Below are 22,564 nucleotides of genomic sequence, written 5' to 3' on the forward strand. Positions count from 1 at the left end.
CCCTATAAAACTAGTATTAATAATTATTAAGCTTACGAATTGTTAACCAATAAACTATGTATTGACCCAAACCTAAAATTCCAATGCTCAATAAAGGAACTACTATATAGCCTGAAAGGATAAAATTAATGACTGCAATCACTGGTAAAGCAAATGAATAATAAATATAAACATTTTTACAAGCCTTGTAAGTGATCCACTGATGTCCTTCATCCATTTCAAGAAACTCTGGGGGTATAATTCCTAATGCCTTTACGGGGGCATTCGGATTTCTTCGATTATGCAGCTGAATTAAGGCAGTCCATAGAAGGGTGAATGCGACTAATAATAAAAAGATGAACCGTACGATTGCATTTCCACTCTCAGAACTCACTACAGATAAAATTAGAAAAGCAATCAGGATAACAAATATAAACATTGGTACAAATGGTGACCGTACAATTCTTTGAATCATCAATTTCACTCCCCCTTTAGATAAAAAATCTCTTCAATTGGTAAGTTAAATGCTTTAGAAATCTTTAATGCTAATGTAACCGAAGGGGCGTAGTCCCCCTTTTCAATAAGGCCAATGGTTTGGCGGGTTGCACCAATAGCATCTGCTAAGTCCTGTTGAGTCCACTTAAAACGCGCCCTAAGTTCACGCACTCTGTTTTCAAGCATCCTAATGTTCCTTTCGTCTATATTTTAAATAAATTGTAAATCATGACTAACAAAATGTAAAACATAGTTTGCCTTTTGTTATAAAAAATTGCGAAAAACCACATAAAAAACTAGATATTCTTTTAGAATATCCATTGCAAAACATTCTTCTTTAATTAGCTGATCGGTTTGTCCGATAGCAATCAGCTTTTAGTTTTTTTGATAAAATAACTTTGTTGCCCTACTGCCATAAATTATTGATATAAAGCGAAGAGTATTTATGGGGTATAATTCGAAAAACAAAACGATTCCTTGTATAATAAAAACTTGTGAGTCTATATTCAACTTAAGAAGGAGGTTTGATTTATGGAATGGACATTAGCCGGATTATTTGTGGTATCCGTTTTACTACTCATTGTTTCTATTCTACGATCAACTCGCGCAGCAAAAGATGAAATCAACCGAATCGACCAGGTTCACATTTCTACTATGGAAGAAATCCATGCTCTTCAAAATTCAATTCGAAATATTGAGCTTGACCAGGAAGTATTTATTAAGGCAGCTGGAATCCGGCAGTCTTCAGAGGAATTGCTTCTGATGCGTGAAGTTCTAGACTTATATTATCGTAATTATTCAATTGAAAGTATTGCAGAAATGAAAAAGGTTACTCCTGGTACAATTCAAAACATTATCGCTCCTTATCAGAAAGTGCAGGATGAAGGGAGAAAAGTTGCCAATGAGAATTAACTTATTGAGCAGTTTTGCTGCCGGAATGTTTTTAACAACAGCTATTTGTGCAGTTGTTTACTTCACTGTTGACACACCTAAGGCTTCATCCAAGACTGAAAACGTTGAAAAAGTTGAATTGTCCGAAGGCGAGATGAAAGGTGAGCTCGAAACGAAAGGCTATGTTGTGCAAACCCAAGAGGAATACGACAAGACTATAAACGATGCCAAGGCTGCGGCCCAAAAACAAACAAAGCCTGCAGAAGCCCCGTCTAACGCCAAACCTGTAACCAAAGTAGTTATTAATGTTTCGGATGGCATGACCAGTATTAATGTAGGAAGAGCATTAGAACAAGCCGGTATAGTCAAGGATGCCTTTGCTTTTTCAAAGGACATTGAGAAAAAGGGTCTGATGAAAAAGCTGCGCCCTGGTGTATATATGGTAGACAGTTCTATGACATATGATCAGGTCATTTCTACTATTTTCCGATAGGTCAGTTGAAACATACATAATGCTGCGGCAATTCGCTGCAGTATTTTTTTATTTCCTCATAATTAATTTCTTCATAAACAGAACTCAAGTTGCTGGATTAACCCCTAGAATGTATCTTCGAGTCAAATAAGTTAACCCATGCTGTTTATCTTGTTCGAATAATCTTTTTCGATTAAACAACACTATAAGAAGAGGGTAAATCTTACATCTCCTTCTCCTATACGATTTCTTGATCAAACTTTTAAGGGATGGGTGACAGTGACTAAAGGAAAAAAGAACTTCATTCACATTTTTCTACTCTTGTTTGTTATCGCAGTTTTTATTTGGTCGATGATTAAGCCAATTGGAGGATACGGCTTAATGGCTGTAGAGGCAGGTCCTGCTGTAATCGGGGTGTTGATTGTCGTACTTACATACAAACGGTTTCGACTGACAACCCTGTCTTATATTATCATTGCAGCCCTGGCAATCTTGATGTTCATTGGCGGCCATTATACTTATTCGAGGGTTCCTCTATTTAATTGGATAAAGGATGTCTTTGATTTACACCGAAATCACTATGATCGCTTTGGTCATTTGTTAAAGGGATTGGGTGTAATAGTTATAAGGGAAATTTTATTAAGAAAAACTCCGTTAAGTAGAGGACCTTGGTTGATTGCCATCATAATAAGTATTTCCCTGGCAATTGGTGCCCTTTATGAAATTATTGAATGGTTATTTTTCCTTATAACGCATGGTGGAAAAGAATCAAAAAATTTTTTAGGTACACAAGGAAGTATGTGGGATGCACAATGGGATATGTCGTTAACCCTAATTGGTTCAGTTCTCGCACTACTTTTTTTGTCAAAACTTCATAACAGGGAACTACCCAGCAACAATAACGAGGAAAATTAATAATTAAATCTATACTTCATTTCTCAACATGTTTTCTCGATACTGAACCATCTGTAGATACCGACTTAATTACTTTTTCCGGCAGAGCACAAAGCAACCGTTTCAAAACAAACGAACAGGCTTCGGCTGCCATCCATGCATATAGAAAACTGAATATCGCGACGAGCAATAAAGGACCAAATTGAAAAGACGTGCCTACACCTGGCCCGAGTACGGGAAAGTGAAAGATAAAAAGAAGCGTGAATATTCCCATAAATAAGGTAGCACCTGCCAAGGAAACAACTAAAAATCTTATTTTTAACTTACGGAAGCAAAAGCCGATTGCCCATCCCAGTAAACCAGTTGTGAACGTAAAAATAAGCAGTTCACTAGGCTGGATAACTAATAGTAGCAGGATTGTTACCAAATAGGAAAGGAATCCCTGTCGGACAGAAACAACCGTTGCTAAAAATAAAGGTAAAGTTGCCATTGCGCTCACAAAAAAGCCGATGCCTGGCATATATCCCCCTGCAGATTGGAATATCGCTGCAATCAAGCTTAGCACTGCAGTAAGGATTAGTTTCATGGCAGGTGATAATTCCCATAAGCCCAATTTAGTTTCATACAAAGAATTGCGCCAATACCGTATGGCTTTACTTCTCCCCTTCTTCACACTCTCATCTCCAACTTTTACATTCTGGTTTATAACACTTTATGTTTATTCGTCTTTACAATCGGTTTATGACAGAGGCTATTGCTTTAACGCTGATTCGAAACTCATGTCTTTAATCCTGATTTGGCATGAATACTATAGCTCTATTCATATTCTTATAAAAAGAAGACAAATATGAAGGGGTTGGGAAACGTGAAGGTTCGTTTACGTCCGATTGTAAGTGGGATCAATTTGCCCACAGTAATAAAAACAGCAGTACTTCCGGGTGAGTCAGTCGAACGATTATTTATTGCGACCCAGGTTGGAGAAATTTTTTACATAGCAAACGGAAGCTTAAGACCTTTTTTGGATATTCGCACGCGAATTATTAAACTTGGTTTATCTGGTGGCTATGATGAACGGGGATTGCTTGGGTTAGCCTTCCACCCCTACTTTAATACCAACGGTCTTTTTTATCTTCATTATTCAGTAGCCGGTACACAAGGCCCTGGTGCTCTAGAATCTTATACGCCTAACCCGTGTGATCCAAGGACTTTAAACCTTAGGTGGGAAAATCGAGATACAAACTTTGATCATATTGATACAGTTGAAGAATGGGCATTACAACCGAGTGGCCAGCCTCAAAAGCGGCGGACATTATTATCCTTAAGAAGACCATTTTTTAATCATAATGGGGTAAACAGCTTAAACTTTTCACCTGAAACTGGAAGGCTTGTTTTTACAAATGGAGATGGCGGTTCTGGCTATGATCCCTTTAATTTAGCCCAGGATGATATCGAAATTGCAGGGAAAATAATTGAAATTGATGTTAGTAAAAATACATTTATCCCTAATCCTCCAGTTGTCACACGGTTTAATGAACTTCCCGCCGGGATTCAAGAGATACTCTCGGTCATTGCCAAAGGGGTTCGTAATATACCAGGCATATCTTTTCAAAGGTATTACAATCAAACCATTAAATATGTAGGAAATGTTGGACAGGATTTCGCGGAGTCGATTTTTTCTTTCGTCCAGTATAAACCAATACCGGTTACCCAGTTGGTTCAAGCTTTTATATCGAATACCACTCTAAATCAAGAAGGAGTTGTTAACTTAGGCTGGCGAGGATGGGAGGGTGCTTTCCCTACGCCGATTATAAGGAGCTGCCCTGCAAATCCGACAATTGATGAAAAAACAGTCGCTTTTTATAATGATGCAGTGAATACCTCAACGAAGCGTCTGCCGCCATTAACGACTTATTTTCATAAAGATTCCCGGCCTGGTAAATTTGCAGGAACCGCTCTTACAGGAGTCCAAGGCTATATGGGGAGAACAATCCCGGAATTAACCGGAAGTGTTATATTTACCGATTTTGTTAGAAAGCAAGAATCTCAAGCAGCTGCTAGAGGGGTTTTAGCTTATACGAGGATACGAACTGACGGTAAATTGAATGATTATAGTGTTATAGAAACCGATTATAATTTCGGGTCCCAATCAGCTTATTATGTTAGCTTGGGAACGAATCTCAATCAAACCACACTCTATTTAGGGATTTATGGCTCATCGAGAGTAACTGATTTTAACCAAGGTACTGTTTTTGAAATTATTCCGTGATAAAGCAGTAACAATAACCCCTTCCACTCAACGAGGATTAATCTCCTATTGGATTAATCCTCCTGCATCACCTTGCGAATGGCTGACAATAAATCAAATCCCTATATCCAACATTTTCGCTGTCACCGCTTCGACTCTGGAATCAATATCCGTGCCGTTAAATTTAGGAAGCTTCAACTCTTTTACAATTTTCCCGTCCTGCATAAACAGAATACGATCCGTCCGGGCTGCAACCTTCGCATCGTGAGTTACAAGCATAATCGCAGTACCATCCGCATTGATTTCGGAAAAAATGTCCATTATTTCATGAGCTGATTTTGAGTTGAGGGCACCGGTTGGCTCGTCGCCGAAGATAATTTTGGGACTGCTCATCAATGCTCTGCATATCCCTGCACGCTGAAGCTGCCCTCCAGAAACCTGGGTAATATCTCGGGTTTCAAGCTCTGCAATGCCTACCCTTTTTAGAAGCACTCTTGCCTTCTCCGAAACTTTTGCGGTGTTTTTTCTGTTTCCCCGCATTGAAGGAAGAATGATGTTGTCGATTATATTAAGATTTTTCAGCATAGTCGGCTGTTGAAAAATAAATCCCATTTTTGTTCTTCGTAAATCTGAAAGCTCATCCTCCCCGACTGCCGATAAATCCTTGTCGTCAAAAACTACCTTTCCACCATCAATAATGTCAATTCCACTTAAAGCAAACATTAACGTCGATTTCCCAGACCCCGAAGGCCCCATAACTGCAACAAACTCACCACTGTTTATTTCAACAGATACTCCCTCTAGAACATTTTGACGTTCATCACCCACTCCAAAAGCTTTTACTATTTGATCACCGATAATAATTTTCTCCATCTGGCTGCTCCTCCTACTCTTTTATATTTTCGGAAATTTTTATGTGTCCCGCGCTCGATGTGCCAATCATAGTTGCAATTAACACTGTTACTATCATCATCAACGGACTTAGCAGATATGACGTAAGAGGATTAACCGTGAAATTAAACGTCGACGCTCCAAAAGAAGAGATAAGCGCGCTCGCAAGGACTTCTCCGAGAGTGTTTGCGAGTAGTGTACCTAGAATGATTCCAATAATCAGGACGAAAATTGAACGAGAAACATACTGCGTCCTAATATCAGAGTTTGTAAAACCAAGCGCCTTCATTACGGCAATGGAATATCTGTCCTTAGCCACAAGCATTTTCATGAACAACAGTGTAACTAGTATCGTAATAATAAGCGCAACAGCAACTGCAGCGTATGAAGCTATTTCGACGGAACTAATTGTCGAGCCGAGTGTCTGAGAAACAAATTCATCGATGTCTGAAGTCTTAGCAAAATCAAATCGATCTGAGTACTCTCTAACCTTCTTATCAACTAGAGAACTATCTGAAAGTTGAACACATACGATGGTCCATATGACGCTGGCCGAGTTGTCGGTGAATACAGCCTTTGCGGTTTTGCCGCCATTTGTAACGTCGGAGTATAACCCGGTAACCGTAAGATCCTTCTCCTTCCCCTCAATCACTAGCCTAATCCCATCGTCTACCTTTTTGCTCAACTCATCAGCATTTATAACCGAAAGCGCAATTTCGTCATCATTTATAGGTGCTCTGCCCTCTGAATACTCTATTGGAAAGGCCGAATGGTCACCGAGTTCAACTTTTATATTTTCCTCTGATCCGTTATCTGTTCTTATTTTAAAAGTCTTTGTTGTCAGAACAGCATACTTGGAAACAGCACTGTCACTTTCTATCGCCCTTTCGATTTCAGCGGTTTTTTCAGATGTAGTGGTCTGAATGCGCAAGTCATAGTTTCCAATCCCCATATACTGAATAAAGCTTTTTGAGGAAATTGTGTTGTACAGGTTCTGAGGAACAATAATAATGAATGCCGAAATCACCAGAACCGCTAAGCTAGTGGCATAAAGCCTTTTTCTTGCGAGAACATCCTTAATTCCCAGAAAAACATTCGTGCTTAACAACCTGTTTGTCAGTAAGGAAAAACGCTTGGTGCTCGTCTTCTTCTCCTGGGAAATACCGAAGCGGATAGCTTCTGCAGCGGATATTTTTCGGAAGCGTTTCAGCACACCATTTACATAGGCAATAATTGCGAGGAAAACGAGAAGGATACCGATAATCCCAAAAGCGATAGCATATGAAGCATTTTCGCTTTCACCCATAAAAAGCCGTATATTTTCTAGAAGTACACCTTGAAACATAACCGAGAGAATGAATCCAAGAAGACTGCCTATCGCTGCAACACTTAAGTATTTCACAAGATAGATTTGCTTTATGTCGGAGATACGCATCCCTATTGCCTTCATTACACCAATTTCACGGTAGTCGTCCTCTATTTTCGCAAGGAGTGTAAAGCGGATGCACATAAAAGCAACAGCAACGACAAGTGCGCTAACGAGAAGGATAACCGCGATCATCATCCCGTCTGAAAGGGCGTTCATCGTTTTGAAAAGCGTATAGGTAACAGTAGGCCCATTTGCTTCAAGCCCAGCGGAAGCATAGGCCGTTTCAAATTCACCTATTTCCGAAAAATCCTTTAATCTAAACTCAATCAGATATTCAATAATTCCTTGGTCTTTTAATTCAGCAAAATCATTGTTGCTCACAAGAAATCGCTTTGACGCAGAGAGCGAGGAATTCATGGTCGAATCACGCAGAAATCCCGCAATGGTAAACTCCTTCCCACTGATTATAGCCTTTTCACCGACCTTAACTGTGTTGTCCTTCATATAGGCTACTGGCACATAAAGCTCGCCATCACTTACATTTCTGATGATGTTGCCGTTAAGGTCAAGAAGATAATCGAATTTTTCATTCTGTAAGCTCAAACCGTTATCCTGCACACTATTCGCAAGTGAATTTTCGCCTAATAGAATCTGCGCGCCGTCTATGCCAAGAAACTCAACTACCTGATGTTCTTCAACATTGTCATTTTGCTCTGCAAACGATTTAAGACGGACGGTATCAATTTCACCTGAATGCATTTGCATGAAATGCGGAGTTTCAGATTTTGTCATTAGCGTATCCAGCGCACCAGTAAGATTGACGACAAGTATCGCTGCGAGCGATACCAGCATAGAAGCTGCAGCTACAAATATCATGGTAGTGAATGTTATTGCTTTGCTCTTTAAAATATCATTGCGGATTATTCTGAAATACATAAGTCACCTCTTAACCGATTTCAGTTTAACTCACATCCTGCGAAGGAAATGAGCTTATCGTGTACCTTTGCTACTGTACGTACCGTTTTGTCAGCAGTACGCCGCCGTCAATAATTAGTGGTGTGAAAACATAAACCGCAATGGCAACTAAAAGTGCATAAGCGACAACATATCCAAGCTGTGAACTAACCCACTATTTAAGCATCATGCTCATTTCTGAACAAATGGCGAAAGCATGCTTCCTCTTGGTGAAATACATCAGACCACAGCAAAAGAAATCCCCATTATTTTTTCAGGGCTTTCGTTCATGCGTTCCTCTGCTTCACTTCTCATTGGTCCCCCTTGATAAACCAACTATCTGTCGATGAAATAGTAACACACTATTATTAATTTTGATTAGAATATTTTGTGAATTTTGTAAAGATTTCAAAATCAATTTCTATATTCGGAAAAGAATAACAAAAAAGATGCGTTAATCCTTCTTGGATCTACGCATCTTTACCGTTTAAATACAACATTAAATTAAGAGGAGCTATCATCGCAGCCTTTTTAGTATTACGTCTTATTTAACTACTACTTGACCAACCATTCCCATTTGCAAATGGTACCGACATACTAGTTGATATGTACCTGGCATCTTCGGGGTCACGGTAATCGTTTTTTCATTTCCTGGCTGAACTTCGGCGTCAATTCCGAGCTTTTCCACTGTAAATGTGTGCTCTTTCTTACCAGTGTTTTTCAATTTAATCGTTGTCGTTTTTCCATTCGGAATCGTAATAACCTTTGGATTAAAATAATCATCATTCAACTCAACCTCAATCGCATTCACTTGCTCAATAGGCTGTGTGACAACGCCGGACTCCGCCATTGCACCTGCATTGATTGGGCCTGTAGTTGTCACAGCTGCTATCATAGCAAGTAAAACGACCAATTCAGTTAACCTTTTTATCAAAGACATACGCACTCCCTCCTTTCCTAAGAGTATTTTTTTCTAACTTATAGGAAATTATTAATAGTTTTTGATGTGCGGCGGCAGGAGTTTTGGTTTGGACCGATAAAAATTTTTCTGGACCGATAAATATCTAATTGGACCGATAATTTTTTTATTAGACCGATAAACCAGAAAATCGTTCTATTAAAAGAACAACCGGAACCCTAATCGTGTTATTTTGGTATGGTCACACCTGTTTCCAGCGATGAAAACTTTCAAAGGATCTGCCATTACACATAAAAAAGGCTATCAATCCATGTACTGGACGATAGCCTTTTCAGGTTCGTATTATCAGCGCTCACACGCATAGTTGTCTTTGTCGCGGTCCATTTTTGCCTGGTAGGCTGAATGGCTGGACGGAACTCCATTTGGATAGACTTTACGAAGTTCTGTGCAGTTTGCGAAATTTTCCTGTCCACCTGTTGATGGTGCTGGCTGCTTGGCAGGTGCAGGTTGTTTAGCAGGTGCCGGCTGCTTGGATGCCGCTGGTTTACTCGAAGTCGATTTAGTCGAATCAAGATCGCCTTTTGTCGTACCTTCCGCACCATATGCCCATAGGCCTTTCCCAGACTGGCGTGCTTCACGTGCAAACTTCACGAAATAATCACTGTATTTTACATCTGGTGGATACGTTGATGGCTCAGCATATCCGTTCAATACTAAATCAGCATTGAACATTTTTGAGCGAATTTCTTTTTCACTCATGTCATTGGAAGGAACCGAAAGCCAAATTAACCGTAGTGAGCGTCCATAACGGTCTGTGTCGCTTACATCTTTTTGAATGTAGACAGTTTTGCCGTTAAGCTTTGACTTCGTATAGTTGCTTGCTTCTCTTCCGTATGTTTCATGCCTGTTTGTTGATTCTGGTGTGTTGACACCAACAAGACGAATTTTTCTTCCGTCGGTAAGTTCGACTGTATCTCCGTCGACTACGCGGCCGATGGTTACTTTTTCAAGGGCCATAGCGGCAATAGCTGCTTCGCTTGCCTTTTTCTCTGCTTTCGCTTTGGCCTCCGCCTTGGCTTTCGCTTCAGCCTCAGCTTTTGCTTTTGCTTCCGCCGCGGCTTTTGCTTTGGCCTCCGCTTCCTGTTTCTCTTTAGCTTCCGCCTCTGCTTGTGCCTTTGCTTCTTCTTCCGCTTTCGCTTTTTCCTCGGCTTCTTTCTTCGCCTCGGCTGCAGCAAGCTTTTCTTCTTCTCTATCTGCTTTCTTTTCTTCTACTTTCGGTTTTGCGGATGCTTCCTCAGAAACTGGTTCCGCAAAGCTTCCTATCATAATGAACGTGGTAATTACGCCAGCTGTTATTAAAAGCCATGGCCGTTTAAAAAAGATCTTGCCTTTTCCCTTCTGGATGCTGGCCCATGCACCAATCGCATAAATAAGTACTCCGATGAAAGCCATCGGAACCGCAATGGCCATTAGCAACAAGAACAGCAGGACCACTATCATGATGATGGTCTTAAACGTTTTCAATTCTTTCTCCCCCTTAAAGTTTCACATTTACAATTATAACAATTATTACAAACATGTTAAAAGGAAAAATCCTCCTGCTATAGCTGCTATGGCATAGAACATAACTCTTGGCCATATTTTGAGTGTAAAAAAATAAAACGATCAGAGACCTATAATCTCTGATCGTTAACTTATTTAAGTACATGCTTACTTAAACTAAAAACAAAGTATTTAACCTATGGAGTATTGGCTGCTCGTTTTCCTTTTGTGACATACAGTATTCCTGGCAATAAAATAACTGATACAACGATTAATATGATAGTCATCCAATTTTGGTTAGTATCGTTGACTCCAGTTGCAAACATCACGCCGAATAAGCTGGAAGCGAGGATATTACCCAGAAATCTCGAGGTCATGAACAGACCTGACACCGTTCCAGTTTCCGCTACCGAAACAAATGAGTAGAGTAACGTTTGCAAACCTATATTTAAAATGCCATTACTCACTCCAATCGTCGACAACACGAAAAATATCCAGTAAAGCGGGGAGCCTTGATTGACTGTCAATAAGAGGATAACCCCCGCTATACCGATAATACCCCCAGTAAGCAGGGGAATTCTCCATCCTGCCTTTTCAATAAAACGTGTTGCTATAGGTGTGATGATAATCCCAAATATAGAAATAGAGAGCATCATGATGCCAGTTTGTTTGGAATCGAGCAATAATACTGACTGCAAATAGATCGGCATAGATAGCAGCATGGCAAAAAATATCAAGGTAGATAAAATATACTGAACATACACAAATGTAACGTTGAGATTTTTCTTTAAGAAAACTACATCGATAAAAGGCTCAGCTTTCTTTTTTTCAAAGAAGTAAAATAATAAAGTTAACGCTATTGAACCAATCAATACCCATAGGTTTAAACCACTGTCCAATGTTTGGAAGAAGTACATCCAAATAGTGATTAGAAAACTGAATAATAAAATCCCAATGCCATCCAATCTGAAGTTTCCAGCTGTTCTCTTTTCATCCTTTGGTATAAAAATGACAGCTAGAATGGCTGAAATAATGATAATAGGAAAGTTTATATAAAAAATTACATGCCAGCCGCCCTGCTGAATTAGCAGGCCGCTGATTGTCGGTCCAAAGGCTGCCGTGGTGGTTGCAAAAACCGAAAGTGTAGCGATTACTCTATTTTGATTTTTTTCAATATAAGACCGCACAATTCCAATTCCAGCAGGATACAGAGCCGATGTACCGATTGCTTGTATCGCTCTCATTGCCAACAGAAACGGCATATTCGGTGATAAAGGAGCTGTAAATGAAGAAATACCTACGAATAAAAGTCCAAGCAGGAAGATTTTTTTCCTTCCAAAAACGTCACTTATTTTACCTATAAGAGGCAAGAAAATAGCACTTATAATAAAGTAGGAAGCAATTAACCATGTAATATCTTTTGATGAGAGCATAAATTCATTTTTAATCTCTGGCAACGCAACTGTTATCATCGTCGTATTTAATGGGTTTAAGATTACACCTAAAGCGATAGCGACGATTAAAAAATTGCGATTTTTAGCGAGAGAAAGATTCTTTGTTACTGACATGAAACACACATTCTCCTCTAGTTGAGATAAAAGTATCATCAAAATCTTTTATCAATTAGTTTTTCAAAGTAATGCCAACTTTTTTCTAAATAATTCCGCCTGATCAATAAACCTCATTTGCTGGTGCCGAGATAGAAGGAATTCAGGATTGTCTTCGATGAGTTCCTTATATAATAATCCGAGTGAATAGATTCTCTGTTTAAATTGGTCCTCTTTCGCTCCCCATTGCTTTCTATAAAAGCTCGAAATAAACTTACTTTCTGGCAAAGACAAAGGTTTATCATTGTTTACTGCATCTATATATAGATCAATAACCTCTAGGGCAACATCTTGAAAACTGTGGTCTTTCTTAATCTTTTTAGTACTGGAAAAGTATTCAAAGTCATACATAAGGGCCAACACGAATATTACATGAACCATAATAAAAGAAATAATAAAAAATAAAATCTTTTTTGCGAAAGCTGGTAAAAAATCAGGAAAAACGACATTACTAATTTCCCCGATATTAAGTATAAAAAACAGAGGAATCATTAGAAGAATGAGTATAGGGTTCTTCTCTTTTGCCGTAAAAATAAGGATCAATGTTATTCCAAAAATTAACGCTGTTTTAGAGTAATGATTATTAATTAATATTATCATTGCCGCAATACTTAACCCAGCTAGCAGATTTCCTGGCCAACTCGTTTTTTTCCGAGCACTGTGTTTTACACTTCTTTTCAATAACGGTTGTTCTTCCATTACACTTCCCCTATCTGTTAAAAGAACTTTTCCGACAAAAAAGGGCTTCGTATTTCCTTGATTAACGTACCCGTGCCCTTTTCTTTTTCTTGGATCTTCTTTTTGGCTTTGGCTTTATCCAGAAGAGATAACGGTCATAGTCTCTTTTTTGCAAGACGACTATCCAAACAAAAGCGAATATCTCCCAAAGAACTGTAAAAACAAGAAATGCCAAACTAATGTACGCTATCCATTTTAGAACGAATTCAAAAGGGGCCTCCAGATAATCGTCCTCCCTATGACCAGATTCCAACCTACAGATAAGCATGATAAAAATAGCTCTAATTTCGTTTGGATATTCACTCAGTCTTCTGCCTTCTAATTTTATGCCTTCTTAAACTCCTGTTTGTTAGAAATTCAACAAAAAAGGCCGTTATCCTTCTGGAACAACGCCTCCTGTGCTTACCTGCATGTACTCACATACTCATCTTCAGAATACTGTCCCGATTGGTCTAAACAAAAAGAATCACTAAAAAGTGCGCTTATCTTTCTAGACCCTCGACATAAAACCAATTTCACTGAACTGATCAATGAAAAACTTTTTTTATTTCGTCTCTTGAAGTTTCATAATATGTTTCAACCCAGTATGAGCATCACTAAATGTAGAAATATTATTTAGCTCCTGGATACTCACTGCTAATTTAGGTTTAATCCCAACAACTATACATTCAACCCCGAGCAGCCTTAAACAATCATGTAATTTTTGTATCGTTTGCCTCACGCTGTCATCAAAATGGTTTACGCCTCTGAGGCTAACCATAACATATTCGATTCCTTTTGAAGCACATTCCTCCAACACACTAGATATGATTGTTTCTCCCCGATCCAGATCATATTCACCAACCAGGGTTATCGCGATGGTATTGTCCCAAATATTTAGGATCGGAGCGGATAACTCCCTGATTCTTTTCTCCATTTTATTTCGTTCTTCTGCTTGCGTCGTCACATCCATTAGCATGACCATATACCCCTCAATAGCTCCACTGTCATCTGCCATGTTTCTAATTGGAGTGACCACAATATCAGCAATAAATTCACCTTTTATATTAATCCTGGCTCTATGTCCATCTTTCAATCCAGCCATTACTTTACGCTGGTGTGGCGGTTGCTTATGAAAATAATCCATGTTCAAGCCAATAAATTCATCCACACTGGCAATCCCATATAAAGGAGCTAGCAGCGCAAGAGTTTGCCTCGCCTTTAAATTTAACCAAATAATTGTATAGTCCGTATCAGCTATAATAATATTTTCACCAATGCTATTCAGAGCGTCTGTACCAGTTATATTAATAGGTAATTTGCTATTCAAGATTTTCCCGCCTTTTTGTCATCATTTATGCTATTTACACGAGCCAACCTTTGTACCCGTATAGACTTTAATCTTATTAGGTTATTCCATATTTTACACTTAATTGAAAAAGGGCATTCTTTGAAGTCGCATGAGTATGTACTTCAAAGATTTCGCCCTATTTTAATTGTTGTTTATATTGTTTTGGTCGAGTCCCTGTAAGTATTGAGGAATCACTTCTTTTAGTAAGGGTGTCTCCAATTTTACTTGAATAATTGCTAGTTTAACACAACTGCTACTGACATTTCCTCTAAAGCGAATAGGCTATCATTTTTCTAAGCATATTCTTACTTTGGGATACCCATGCATCAATGATGCAGGAAGAACTCAAAGTCTTTTGATTTATTATTAAATTCTTCTTACTCGTAAAACCTATTCTTCCTATGGTAATATTTTTATAATCAAACTGGATCGAATTATTTACTTTTAGGGGGAAAAGATGAAAGAGCAATTAGCATTTTTGGGAGAAACGATTATTAATAAAAGGTATGACATCGCTAAAGAGGTGCATGATACAAGATTTTCAGGATTAAACCTAACCCCAGAACAAAGAAGGGAACTTCAAAAGATTGAACAGCAAATTATGGATATTAGAGCTGACTTTATTGAGATTTTTGGAAAAGCCCTCATTGATTACAATGATGAACAACTATCTATTGATCGTGTAAAAAAATGGGGAGAATCTTCGGGTGGTTTCGTTTTTAATCTGGGGGTACCTTTAGATGAGGCATTGAAAGACACCAATTATTACAGAAAAGTGATTTGGAAAGTTATAGAAGAAGTTAGTACAGAAATGAACTTGTCCGCAGATTTTATTTTTAAAATCATTTCAATAATAGACCCACTACTTGACAAAGCCGTCTATTACTTTAGCCTCACCTTCGTCAATCATTACCAGCAATCCTTAAACAACGCCAAGAATGCCTTTATGGAGTTATCAGTTCCAATTGTCCCGCTTATACCAGGTGTAGGTGTTCTTCCATTGATAGGCAACATCGATACGGAAAGAGCAGCGATGTTAATGGAAAAAACACTAGAACAATCAAGCAAATTAAATTTGAGCCATTTAATATTGGATGTGTCAGGGGTCCTGATTATTGACACGATGGTTGCCAATCAATTGCTAAAAGTAATAAGTGCTTTATCACTAATTGGCGTGAAAACCATCTTTACCGGAATCCGTCCAGAAGTAGCCCAAACGATTGTAAGCCTTGGACTAGATCTTCGCCAATTAACAATTAAATCCAACCTCCATCAAGCATTTACAGAAATACAATTGATCAGGCAGTAAATCGGGGAAAAATGACGTTCCCTTAATTTGCGCTCCACAAAGGCTTTTTAAATCTTTTGTGGAACTTAAAAAGACCATCAAATTTAACTGCATTTGATGGTCTTTTTTATTGAGGTATTTACTTTTGCTTATGAATTTTAACACTTTGGAATGAACTTAGTTGCTTCCTGTAAGCCTGTTAGCTTAACTTTAAAGATCCATAAAGTGACTTGAGTTTGGATATAGATTTCCCTTTGAAAATCCAACTGAAGTATAAAATTTATCAGCCTGTTCGGTATCTGTATGAAGTACCAAAATTTTATAATTTCTTTTTGCTTCGTCAATTAGCCTCTTTACCAAAAGGCTTCCTATCCCGTTTCTCCTGTACTCCTTACTGACATAAAACCTTCTTAACCTGCCAATATATTGTTCGTTTGAAAATGGGTCTTGATTTAATCCGCCAATCGCAACAAGGACACCTTCTTCATTAAATACCCCAAATAAACCTTCTCCAAGACGATTGAAAGTATTACTGCCATTTTTATAATCACTTATTAATCTCTCTACAAAACGAAACCCCTCTTCTTTGCTTTGAGTCACTAAATGATCCATATCATAGTTCATCAGATTATTTATTTGCTTAACCTTGTATTTTTCCATTCTCTCTCCTCTAATTGTGTAATTCTTCACCTGAACAAATTCTTAACTTTCCTATTTCCAACTGTACCAAATAGTTATAATTAAATTACCATTTTTTATAAAAATAATTGAAACCTATCATACCGCTTATGTATCTAACAGTCAGAAAAGAAAGAAAGGAGCGTGCGTGGTGAATCTTATTAAAGAAGTGAAGAAAGCAATCAAAGGAAATAGTTCTTCCTTTGAAATGCTGATTGTTACACATAAATTAATGATGTATCGAGTTGCTCGAACGATTCTTTCACGTGATGAGGATTGTGCCGATGCGATACAGGAGGCAATTATGAAGGCCTTTCAAAACATTCATAACTTAAAAGAACCGCGCTATTTTAAAACCTGGCTGATACGGATTCTCCTCAATGAATGTCATCAACTTCATAGGAAAAGAAAGAATCTTGTTTCAATCGATGAATTGGCTGAACCATCTTCAATGGAGAATGGATACGAGAAAATTGAGGTCGAACAATTGCTTGATATGCTTCCGTTAGAAGAAAAACAACTTTTAAAACTATTTTATATTGAAGACCTCTCGATTCACGATTTATCCCTTATTTTAGATATTCCTGAAAATACGGTGAAAACGAAATTACGGCGCGCCCGTGAGAAAATGCAGAAAACACTCGCGAAAGATACGGAGGTTAAACAATGGAAAAATGGGAACAGCTACTAAAAAATGATGTAAACCGCCCGCTGCCAAACATTATCGATAAAACTGTAGAAGATACGCTGAAACAACTCCCAAGAAAAAGACCAAAACGGAAAATTTATTACGGACTTGCTGCAGCAATTGCTTTCCTTTCATTGACCTTTGGTTTTTCGCTAATCTCCCCTGCGTTTGCAAACACCATAAAAGATATTCCTGTTATTGGCTCAGCGTTTGAATTTGTTGGTAATATTGGCGTAAAAAAAGGAAAAGAAGAAAGCTTAACGACGGAACTAGGAGAACAAGTTGAAGTAGATGGGCAGTTAATAACGTTTACTGAAACCCTTTATGATGGGGGGGAAATTCATATTGGCTATATCAGGGAAGTAAATAAAAGTAATAAAAGCTCCCATTTCATGGACAATCTTATCCTACAAATTGATAGCAAGCCGATCGGCAGTTATGGAATGGGGGGAAATGAATCAGAAATTGAAAAGGGACTGTATGCAGGAACGTTTAGTGTTCGTGTCCGTGAGGAAATCCCCGAATCATTTGTACTTAGTCTTCGCTCACGTGAAGGAAAATCATGGTCTGTAGAGTTGCCAGTTGAAAAGAAGGGAAATCACCAATCCTTTCTTGTCAATAAGATGGAGAATCGAAAGGATCTTACAATTCTATATGATAAAATCACCTTCTTACCTACTTCAACTGAGATTTCACTTCGCTTATTGATGGATGAGAAGGCCTTCACTGCTAATAAGTATATGATGCTCGATTATCAAGTAATAGATGATCAGGGCCGTGTATTACAGCCATTTAGTGGAGGCGGTGGCGGTGGTGGACCAACTAACGGGAAAGTTCTTCACAAATTCGAACAGTATTATGAACCATTTAAAATAATCCCAAACTCCTTAACCATTAAGCCTTATCTAACTGATATAGATGAAACTCCACCGAAAATAGAAAGGATAAAATGGGCAGGAGAAAAAACCACCCTTTCTCAAGGAAAAATCGGGCACTTAACCATTTTGGATTCAAAAGCGGAGAATGGCGTGACGACTTTTACGTATAAAGTTGAAGGCGATGATTTATATAGTCAAGCAAACGCACTATGGCTTGAAGATTCAGCCGGGAATCGGTATGATTCCGATCAGCCTGCGGTACGAGTTGACGGCTCCATCAATCAATACCAGACCTCCTTTTCAGCAACACCGCCATCCAACGATTTATATATTGTAACCGTATCAATGACACCTCCGAATTTTCTGGAGGAGCTTGAAGTAACGATTGATTTAAAAGAATAGCTACAGTATTTGATGATGCTGTTTAAAATCCAGGGGCCGCCGACAATGGGGGCCTCTTCTTTAGTGACTTTCTTGATAGTAAGATTCCGAAATTACTTCTTTTAAAGAATAAAAAGGGCGTTAATCCAAGATCAACGCTCTCGTCATATAAATAATACTTTATTAATTATTTGCCTTCATTAAACTTACCCATAAAAAATCTTCCCCTAACACAGAGCTTGGTTGAGGGATTTTTTTCATTTCCCTAAATTCAAGGATCGTAAAATGATTTGCAAATACTCTTTTCAATCGCTCTTCGGAATACCCTATTCCCCTTTTTAAACTGCCTTCTTTATATACTTCCCAATCCGATGTATCTAAAGCACCCTTTGTATTGAAGCAGACTATACCGAAATGTCCATCCTTCTTTAAAGCTTTCTTAATCGTTTCTATATAGGTTAATCTCCGATGAGGGGCTAAATGGTGAAATAGCCCGCAATCGTATATAAAATCATATGTATGTGGCTCAAATTCAAACTCAAAGAGAGATTGACAATGGAAATCTATTTGAACTCCCTCTTCACTTGCCCTTTCTTTTGCCCATTGAATTGCATTGTCGGCAATATCCAACGCATCTACCTTACAGCCTTTTTTAGCCATATAAACTGCATTTCTCCCTGGCCCGCATCCCACTTCCAACACTCGATTCGGAGCAAGGCCATTATTAAAGTACTCTACTAAATTTTCATCTGGTCCTTTAATCTTAAAGAATGGGATGTCTTTAGTTTTATCCTTGTAAAAACTCTCCCAGAATTCCTTTGGCTCTCTTAAAAAGTCATCTAACATTACTAGTAAATCATCGTAGTTTAAGATTGCTTTATCCAACCAACTTCCCCCTAAGAAGATTTTTTTGCCTTAAAAATAATAGTAGTCGGAAACTTCCTGGCCTTGTATAAGGAATAGTAGCGACCAGATACTTCCTCACTTACTTCATCAAATTGCGATGAAACTTCACTTTCAATGACAGCATCAATTGTAAACCCTGCTTTTATTAACTCATTTATATACGTTGCTATCTTTCTTTTAGGAATAACAACTGGAGCTTCTTCGCCCTTAAATTTCGGATAGTTAATTTCCCCTTCTTCCTGATATGAACCATCAAGGTAAATTTGGCCTTTCCGGCTTTTCAAATGTGCGTAAAGTGGATGATCCCAACTGAATACAAAGGAACCACCAGGCTTTAAATAGGAATAAATTAGTTCAAATGTGGCAGTAAGATTTGTCGTCCACCCAATTGCATATATTGAATAAACCACATCGAAATACTGCTTGGGTATTCCACTATCAATCTCCATTGGTGAACAAATTAAATTGGCTTTTAGATCCTGAAGCGTTTCTTTTGCGGTTTGGATTTGGGCCTGAGACAAGTCAATTCCCCATAATTCTTTTGCCCCTTTATTTGCCATATATCTCAAAGAATGCCCGCTTCCACAGCCAACATCTAGGACAGTTTTATTCGTCATTTCACCAAGCAGTCCTAACTCATCTTCGGTTTGTGCAAATGGCCCGTAACTAGGCAATGCATCCACGCCATTAAAATGATGAGCTACCTTATCCCAGCTTTTTTTATTTTGTTTAATAATTTCGGTGAACAATATATTTCCCCCATTATAAGTTAAGTCTGTTTACACCCACACCCCAAGTGTTAGCGAAATCTCATTTAACAAGAGACAAATCTCCTATTTAAGCTTATACGTCTCTCCTTTTTCATCAAATGCGTGCTTAAAGTCAAATGCAAAAGGAGTGGACCCATGCTGAAGATAATAGTTGTATCTCTTGAAAGCTTCCTCCCACGATACATCCTTAACATTTTCTGACCACCACACTACGTATGGAAAATGCTTCTCTTGATATTGCTCAACCCATCTGCTCCTATTTCGCAGCGCTTGACTGTGTTTACCTGAATATGTAAAGCGATATAAGGCATCAAGGTTTTTCCATACTGTCAGTGTCAATACAGGGTAACCTTTAGTTTCTTCAGGGAAAGATACTCTATCGGATGAAAATTCCTCAATAAGATATCCTGAAACATATGCCTGACGCATTACTTTATATCCCATTTCATAAAAATCGCGAGATGCAGGATGATCATAGGGGTGATTCAGCTTGCCATAAGTAAAAATTGAAATTAAAGCCATGAACAGCCCTCCTTTTAAAGTCTTTATCTAGATATATTCCAATAAGATGAGACTTAAGACTTCTAGTTGGCATGTACAAAATCGGCAAGCGCATTGAGCTAATTCTTCATATTATTCGAAAGTTAATGAAAAGCCGATTACAATCCCATGGCTTTCTGCTTTCAGAGCTCATAGCGATTTATATATATTCTCCTCCTAATGATTCTTTTCCTTCAAAGTATTCTATTAACCTCACATTCATTAACGGGGAGTATATATTATCGTTTCACTACAGAAAGACAAGTATTTCAGCTTTACAATAACAGCAGCAGTTTAGTCGGTTATGGACTCCATAATCTGTCTATGACATTGCAAATGGGTAAAGGTCTAAAAACGCACCGACAATTTACGTAGTTCAATTTATAAGACGAATTATATATAATAAAATATAAAATTATCCCATTAAATAGAGAGGTGAAATTTTAATGGAAAACTTCTATCTGTTTGTCCTAATGTGTATTCTTCTTATTATTTTACCCGGACCCGATACTGCAATTGCCACAAAGAACACTGTGGCGGCAGGGAGTATTGGAGGTTTTAAAACAGCCTTAGGTACATGCTGCGCCCTCCTTATCCATACATCAGCTGCTGTATTAGGCCTTTCAGCGATTATTGTGAAATCGGCGTTATTATTTTCTTTCTTCAAATATGTAGGTGCTATTTACTTAATTTATCTGGGTGTTAAGACATTATCGTCTTTGAAGAAAAAGGAGAAATCATCAAGTGTTGAGATGAACACAAAAAGGCATTTTGTAAACACATCTTGTTTTAAACAGGGATTCCTTACAAATATCCTAAATCCCAAAGTTGCTGTGTTTTTCTTAACCTTTTTGCCTCAGTTTGTTGACCCTGGAAGCCATACCCTTTTACCGTTTCTTATAATGGGGATCACTTATACTTTATTGACTGCCGTCTGGTTTTTCCTTTATGTTTATTTAATTCACCAGATTAGTGCCTTTATGAAAAAACCTAAAACCCAAACTTTTATTGAAGGAATTACAGGTACAATCCTAATAGGGTTTGGTTTCAAACTAGCTTTTGAAAAAGCGCAAAATTAGCTTACCTATTTGACCCTGGGTTATCATTAAATCGAAGGGTCTTATTTTTTTCTGCATGAAGAAATCTTTTTAAATACCATGCGTTCTTTGACAAATTTTTCATATAATTCAATGTTATGCTTGAATCAGCAGTAGCTGAATAGATTAGTATGATGCCCTGTTGTACCACTTCTTCACAAAGTAACTTAGGGAGTTACTGGTTTAGGATGAAGAATTACACTGAGTAGAATGGGGTGCTGTGTTGGAAAAAGAACATTTTAAAATAACAAATCACCTTAAAAACCTTACAGAGGGACATATCTTATATATTTTCGAGAACATAGAGGATTATATAAGACATATAGAGGACTTTGTTATGTACGGTCTGGAACAGAATCAATATCCCATAATTATCGAAAATGATCGGATCAATCTACTATTGAGAAAAAGTCTTGCAGCGATTTTGAGCAAAAGCCAATCAAATAAAGTAATCATCATCAACAACTTTGATTTTTATTATGCTAAGGGAGATTTTCAATGTAATTCAATCTTCGAGTATCTGCCGAGATTAATTGAAGGTTATTCAGATGAGGTTGTCGTGCGGACTTGGGCTCACGTCGAGTGGGGAGATGAGCGTGACGTACATAAAAAATTATCAATCTCTGAAAAAGAAGCGGATGTGATTGTTAGTCATAAAAAACTTCTTTCTGTTTGTGCCTACGACGCCTATAGGGTCAATGATGAACTTAAAGAAAACCTTTTAAATAGGCATAACTTCCTTCTGAAGGATCTGGATGCATTGCCAGAAAATGATGAAGAAAGAATGCAGCAGCTGCTGGATAGAAGAGCTTTTAGAGAAGAATATTATAAAACACTTGCTAAGAAGTGGCATTAAAGGAGGATATCTAATGGTTTCCTCCTTTATTTCTTTTGATAATATTGGAAGTACAAAGTTAGAATTAACAGTGCTTCTCGCATAGTGTTTTGCATTCGAACCTACAAGAAATTCGGGAAGTGTATTTACAAGAAAAAAGGCTCCGAGCAAGGGTCT

The 22,564-nt window shown here is 38.0% G+C and carries 23 protein-coding genes; 9 read left to right on the forward strand and 14 right to left on the reverse strand.

Going from position 1 to position 22,564, the window contains the following annotated elements:
* Positions 1-16: 16 nt before the first annotated feature.
* Positions 17-454: a hypothetical protein gene (locus tag AM500_RS19405; RefSeq protein WP_053601801.1), complete on the reverse strand. Its 438-nt coding sequence runs from the start codon at positions 452-454 to the stop codon at positions 17-19.
* A 5-nt stretch (positions 455-459) separates the two neighbouring features.
* Positions 460-660: a helix-turn-helix transcriptional regulator gene (locus AM500_RS19410; protein ID WP_053600706.1), complete on the reverse strand. Its 201-nt coding sequence runs from the start codon at positions 658-660 to the stop codon at positions 460-462.
* A 345-nt stretch (positions 661-1,005) separates the two neighbouring features.
* Here AM500_RS19410 and AM500_RS19415 point away from each other — a divergent pair, with 345 nt between their 5' ends.
* The 3 genes from AM500_RS19415 to AM500_RS19425 all read left to right on the forward strand — a co-directional run bounded on the left by AM500_RS19415 (position 1,006) and on the right by AM500_RS19425 (position 2,752).
* Complete coding sequence (locus AM500_RS19415) at positions 1,006-1,386, forward strand: hypothetical protein (protein WP_053600707.1); 381 nt, start codon at positions 1,006-1,008, stop codon at positions 1,384-1,386.
* Entirely contained in the window at positions 1,376-1,858 is a 483-nt protein-coding gene (locus AM500_RS19420; protein ID WP_197282624.1) for an MltG/YceG/YrrL family protein, read from the forward strand. Before AM500_RS19415 ends, AM500_RS19420 begins: the two co-directional genes overlap by 11 nt.
* A 258-nt stretch (positions 1,859-2,116) precedes the next feature.
* Positions 2,117-2,752 carry a DUF2238 domain-containing protein gene (locus AM500_RS19425; RefSeq protein WP_053600708.1) on the forward strand — a complete coding sequence of 212 codons (636 nt, stop codon included), beginning with the start codon at positions 2,117-2,119 and terminating at the stop codon, positions 2,750-2,752.
* Positions 2,753-2,768: 16 nt separating this feature from the next.
* On the opposite strand, the gene AM500_RS19430 is transcribed toward AM500_RS19425, so the two are convergent.
* Positions 2,769-3,404, reverse strand: coding sequence for a hypothetical protein (locus AM500_RS19430; protein ID WP_197282625.1), 636 nt, complete (start codon positions 3,402-3,404; stop codon positions 2,769-2,771).
* 183 nt (positions 3,405-3,587) lie between these two features.
* Between AM500_RS19430 and AM500_RS19435 the strand changes: the two genes are divergently transcribed.
* Positions 3,588-4,997 carry a PQQ-dependent sugar dehydrogenase gene (locus AM500_RS19435; protein ID WP_156319857.1) on the forward strand — a complete coding sequence of 470 codons (1,410 nt, stop codon included), beginning with the start codon at positions 3,588-3,590 and terminating at the stop codon, positions 4,995-4,997.
* 93 nt (positions 4,998-5,090) lie between these two features.
* Here the strand turns inward: AM500_RS19435 and AM500_RS19440 are convergent, their stop codons facing one another.
* From AM500_RS19440 to AM500_RS19475, 7 genes are all read right to left on the reverse strand, one after another.
* On the reverse strand, positions 5,091-5,849 hold the full coding sequence (locus AM500_RS19440) for an ABC transporter ATP-binding protein (RefSeq protein WP_053600710.1): 759 nt from the start codon (positions 5,847-5,849) through the stop codon (positions 5,091-5,093).
* A gap of 13 nt (positions 5,850-5,862) precedes the next feature.
* Positions 5,863-8,172, reverse strand: a complete 2,310-nt coding sequence (locus AM500_RS19445) for an ABC transporter permease (protein ID WP_053600711.1) — start codon at positions 8,170-8,172, stop codon at positions 5,863-5,865.
* 562 nt (positions 8,173-8,734) lie between these two features.
* A complete protein-coding gene (locus tag AM500_RS19450; protein ID WP_053600712.1) occupies positions 8,735-9,130 on the reverse strand; it encodes a cupredoxin domain-containing protein in 396 nt (131 codons plus the stop codon).
* A 324-nt stretch (positions 9,131-9,454) separates the two neighbouring features.
* Positions 9,455-10,633, reverse strand: coding sequence for a thermonuclease family protein (locus AM500_RS19455; RefSeq protein WP_231688046.1), 1,179 nt, complete (start codon positions 10,631-10,633; stop codon positions 9,455-9,457).
* Between the two features lie 215 nt (positions 10,634-10,848).
* Positions 10,849-12,219, reverse strand: a complete 1,371-nt coding sequence (locus AM500_RS19460; RefSeq protein ID WP_053600713.1) for an MFS transporter — start codon at positions 12,217-12,219, stop codon at positions 10,849-10,851.
* A gap of 63 nt (positions 12,220-12,282) precedes the next feature.
* The gene (locus AM500_RS19465) at positions 12,283-12,957 is read right to left on the reverse strand and encodes a hypothetical protein (RefSeq protein ID WP_053600714.1); all 675 of its coding nucleotides are present in this window, start codon (positions 12,955-12,957) and stop codon (positions 12,283-12,285) included.
* Positions 12,958-13,540: 583 nt separating this feature from the next.
* On the reverse strand, positions 13,541-14,305 hold the full coding sequence (locus tag AM500_RS19475; protein WP_053600716.1) for an STAS domain-containing protein: 765 nt from the start codon (positions 14,303-14,305) through the stop codon (positions 13,541-13,543).
* Positions 14,306-14,783: 478 nt separating this feature from the next.
* Here AM500_RS19475 and AM500_RS19480 point away from each other — a divergent pair, with 478 nt between their 5' ends.
* Positions 14,784-15,635 carry an STAS domain-containing protein gene (locus tag AM500_RS19480; protein ID WP_053600717.1) on the forward strand — a complete coding sequence of 284 codons (852 nt, stop codon included), beginning with the start codon at positions 14,784-14,786 and terminating at the stop codon, positions 15,633-15,635.
* A 189-nt stretch (positions 15,636-15,824) separates the two neighbouring features.
* Here the strand turns inward: AM500_RS19480 and AM500_RS19485 are convergent, their stop codons facing one another.
* Positions 15,825-16,274, reverse strand: a complete 450-nt coding sequence (locus AM500_RS19485; RefSeq protein WP_053600718.1) for a GNAT family N-acetyltransferase — start codon at positions 16,272-16,274, stop codon at positions 15,825-15,827.
* A 169-nt stretch (positions 16,275-16,443) separates the two neighbouring features.
* Between AM500_RS19485 and AM500_RS19490 the strand changes: the two genes are divergently transcribed.
* Both AM500_RS19490 and AM500_RS19495 read left to right on the forward strand, forming a co-directional pair.
* The gene (locus AM500_RS19490) at positions 16,444-16,983 is read left to right on the forward strand and encodes a sigma-70 family RNA polymerase sigma factor (RefSeq protein ID WP_053600719.1); all 540 of its coding nucleotides are present in this window, start codon (positions 16,444-16,446) and stop codon (positions 16,981-16,983) included.
* On the forward strand, positions 16,959-18,260 hold the full coding sequence (locus AM500_RS19495) for a DUF4179 domain-containing protein (protein WP_053600720.1): 1,302 nt from the start codon (positions 16,959-16,961) through the stop codon (positions 18,258-18,260). Before AM500_RS19490 ends, AM500_RS19495 begins: the two co-directional genes overlap by 25 nt.
* Before the next feature lie 162 nt (positions 18,261-18,422).
* Here the strand turns inward: AM500_RS19495 and AM500_RS19500 are convergent, their stop codons facing one another.
* From AM500_RS19500 to AM500_RS19510, 3 genes are all read right to left on the reverse strand, one after another.
* The gene (locus tag AM500_RS19500; RefSeq protein ID WP_053600721.1) at positions 18,423-19,124 is read right to left on the reverse strand and encodes a class I SAM-dependent methyltransferase; all 702 of its coding nucleotides are present in this window, start codon (positions 19,122-19,124) and stop codon (positions 18,423-18,425) included.
* 11 nt (positions 19,125-19,135) lie between these two features.
* Complete coding sequence (locus AM500_RS19505; RefSeq protein ID WP_053600722.1) at positions 19,136-19,894, reverse strand: class I SAM-dependent methyltransferase; 759 nt, start codon at positions 19,892-19,894, stop codon at positions 19,136-19,138.
* An 84-nt stretch (positions 19,895-19,978) separates the two neighbouring features.
* Positions 19,979-20,437, reverse strand: a complete 459-nt coding sequence (locus AM500_RS19510) for a DUF3291 domain-containing protein (RefSeq protein ID WP_053600723.1) — start codon at positions 20,435-20,437, stop codon at positions 19,979-19,981.
* Between the two features lie 464 nt (positions 20,438-20,901).
* Here AM500_RS19510 and AM500_RS19515 point away from each other — a divergent pair, with 464 nt between their 5' ends.
* Positions 20,902-21,534: a LysE family translocator gene (locus AM500_RS19515; RefSeq protein ID WP_053600724.1), complete on the forward strand. Its 633-nt coding sequence runs from the start codon at positions 20,902-20,904 to the stop codon at positions 21,532-21,534.
* A gap of 241 nt (positions 21,535-21,775) precedes the next feature.
* Positions 21,776-22,408: an MEDS domain-containing protein gene (locus AM500_RS19520; protein WP_082347307.1), complete on the forward strand. Its 633-nt coding sequence runs from the start codon at positions 21,776-21,778 to the stop codon at positions 22,406-22,408.
* Positions 22,409-22,564: the final 156 nt, after the last annotated feature.

Origin of the sequence: Bacillus sp. FJAT-18017 (assembly GCF_001278805.1) — a bacterium.
GTDB lineage: Bacteria > Bacillota > Bacilli > Bacillales > Cytobacillaceae > Bacillus_D.

Coding starts and splice junctions, on each gene's coding strand:
- AM500_RS19480 (WP_053600717.1), top strand. CDS start 14,784: ATGAAAGAGCAATTAGCATTTTTGGGAGAAACGATTATTAATAAAAGG.
- AM500_RS19445 (WP_053600711.1), bottom strand. CDS start 8,172: ATGTATTTCAGAATAATCCGCAATGATATTTTAAAGAGCAAAGCAATA.
- AM500_RS19495 (WP_053600720.1), top strand. CDS start 16,959: ATGGAAAAATGGGAACAGCTACTAAAAAATGATGTAAACCGCCCGCTG.
- AM500_RS19510 (WP_053600723.1), bottom strand. CDS start 20,437: ATGGCTTTAATTTCAATTTTTACTTATGGCAAGCTGAATCACCCCTAT.
- AM500_RS19420 (WP_197282624.1), top strand. CDS start 1,376: ATGAGAATTAACTTATTGAGCAGTTTTGCTGCCGGAATGTTTTTAACA.
- AM500_RS19405 (WP_053601801.1), bottom strand. CDS start 454: ATGATTCAAAGAATTGTACGGTCACCATTTGTACCAATGTTTATATTT.
- AM500_RS19450 (WP_053600712.1), bottom strand. CDS start 9,130: ATGTCTTTGATAAAAAGGTTAACTGAATTGGTCGTTTTACTTGCTATG.
- AM500_RS19460 (WP_053600713.1), bottom strand. CDS start 12,219: ATGTCAGTAACAAAGAATCTTTCTCTCGCTAAAAATCGCAATTTTTTA.
- AM500_RS19465 (WP_053600714.1), bottom strand. CDS start 12,957: ATGGAAGAACAACCGTTATTGAAAAGAAGTGTAAAACACAGTGCTCGG.
- AM500_RS19415 (WP_053600707.1), top strand. CDS start 1,006: ATGGAATGGACATTAGCCGGATTATTTGTGGTATCCGTTTTACTACTC.
- AM500_RS19440 (WP_053600710.1), bottom strand. CDS start 5,849: ATGGAGAAAATTATTATCGGTGATCAAATAGTAAAAGCTTTTGGAGTG.
- AM500_RS19485 (WP_053600718.1), bottom strand. CDS start 16,274: ATGGAAAAATACAAGGTTAAGCAAATAAATAATCTGATGAACTATGAT.
- AM500_RS19515 (WP_053600724.1), top strand. CDS start 20,902: ATGGAAAACTTCTATCTGTTTGTCCTAATGTGTATTCTTCTTATTATT.
- AM500_RS19410 (WP_053600706.1), bottom strand. CDS start 660: ATGCTTGAAAACAGAGTGCGTGAACTTAGGGCGCGTTTTAAGTGGACT.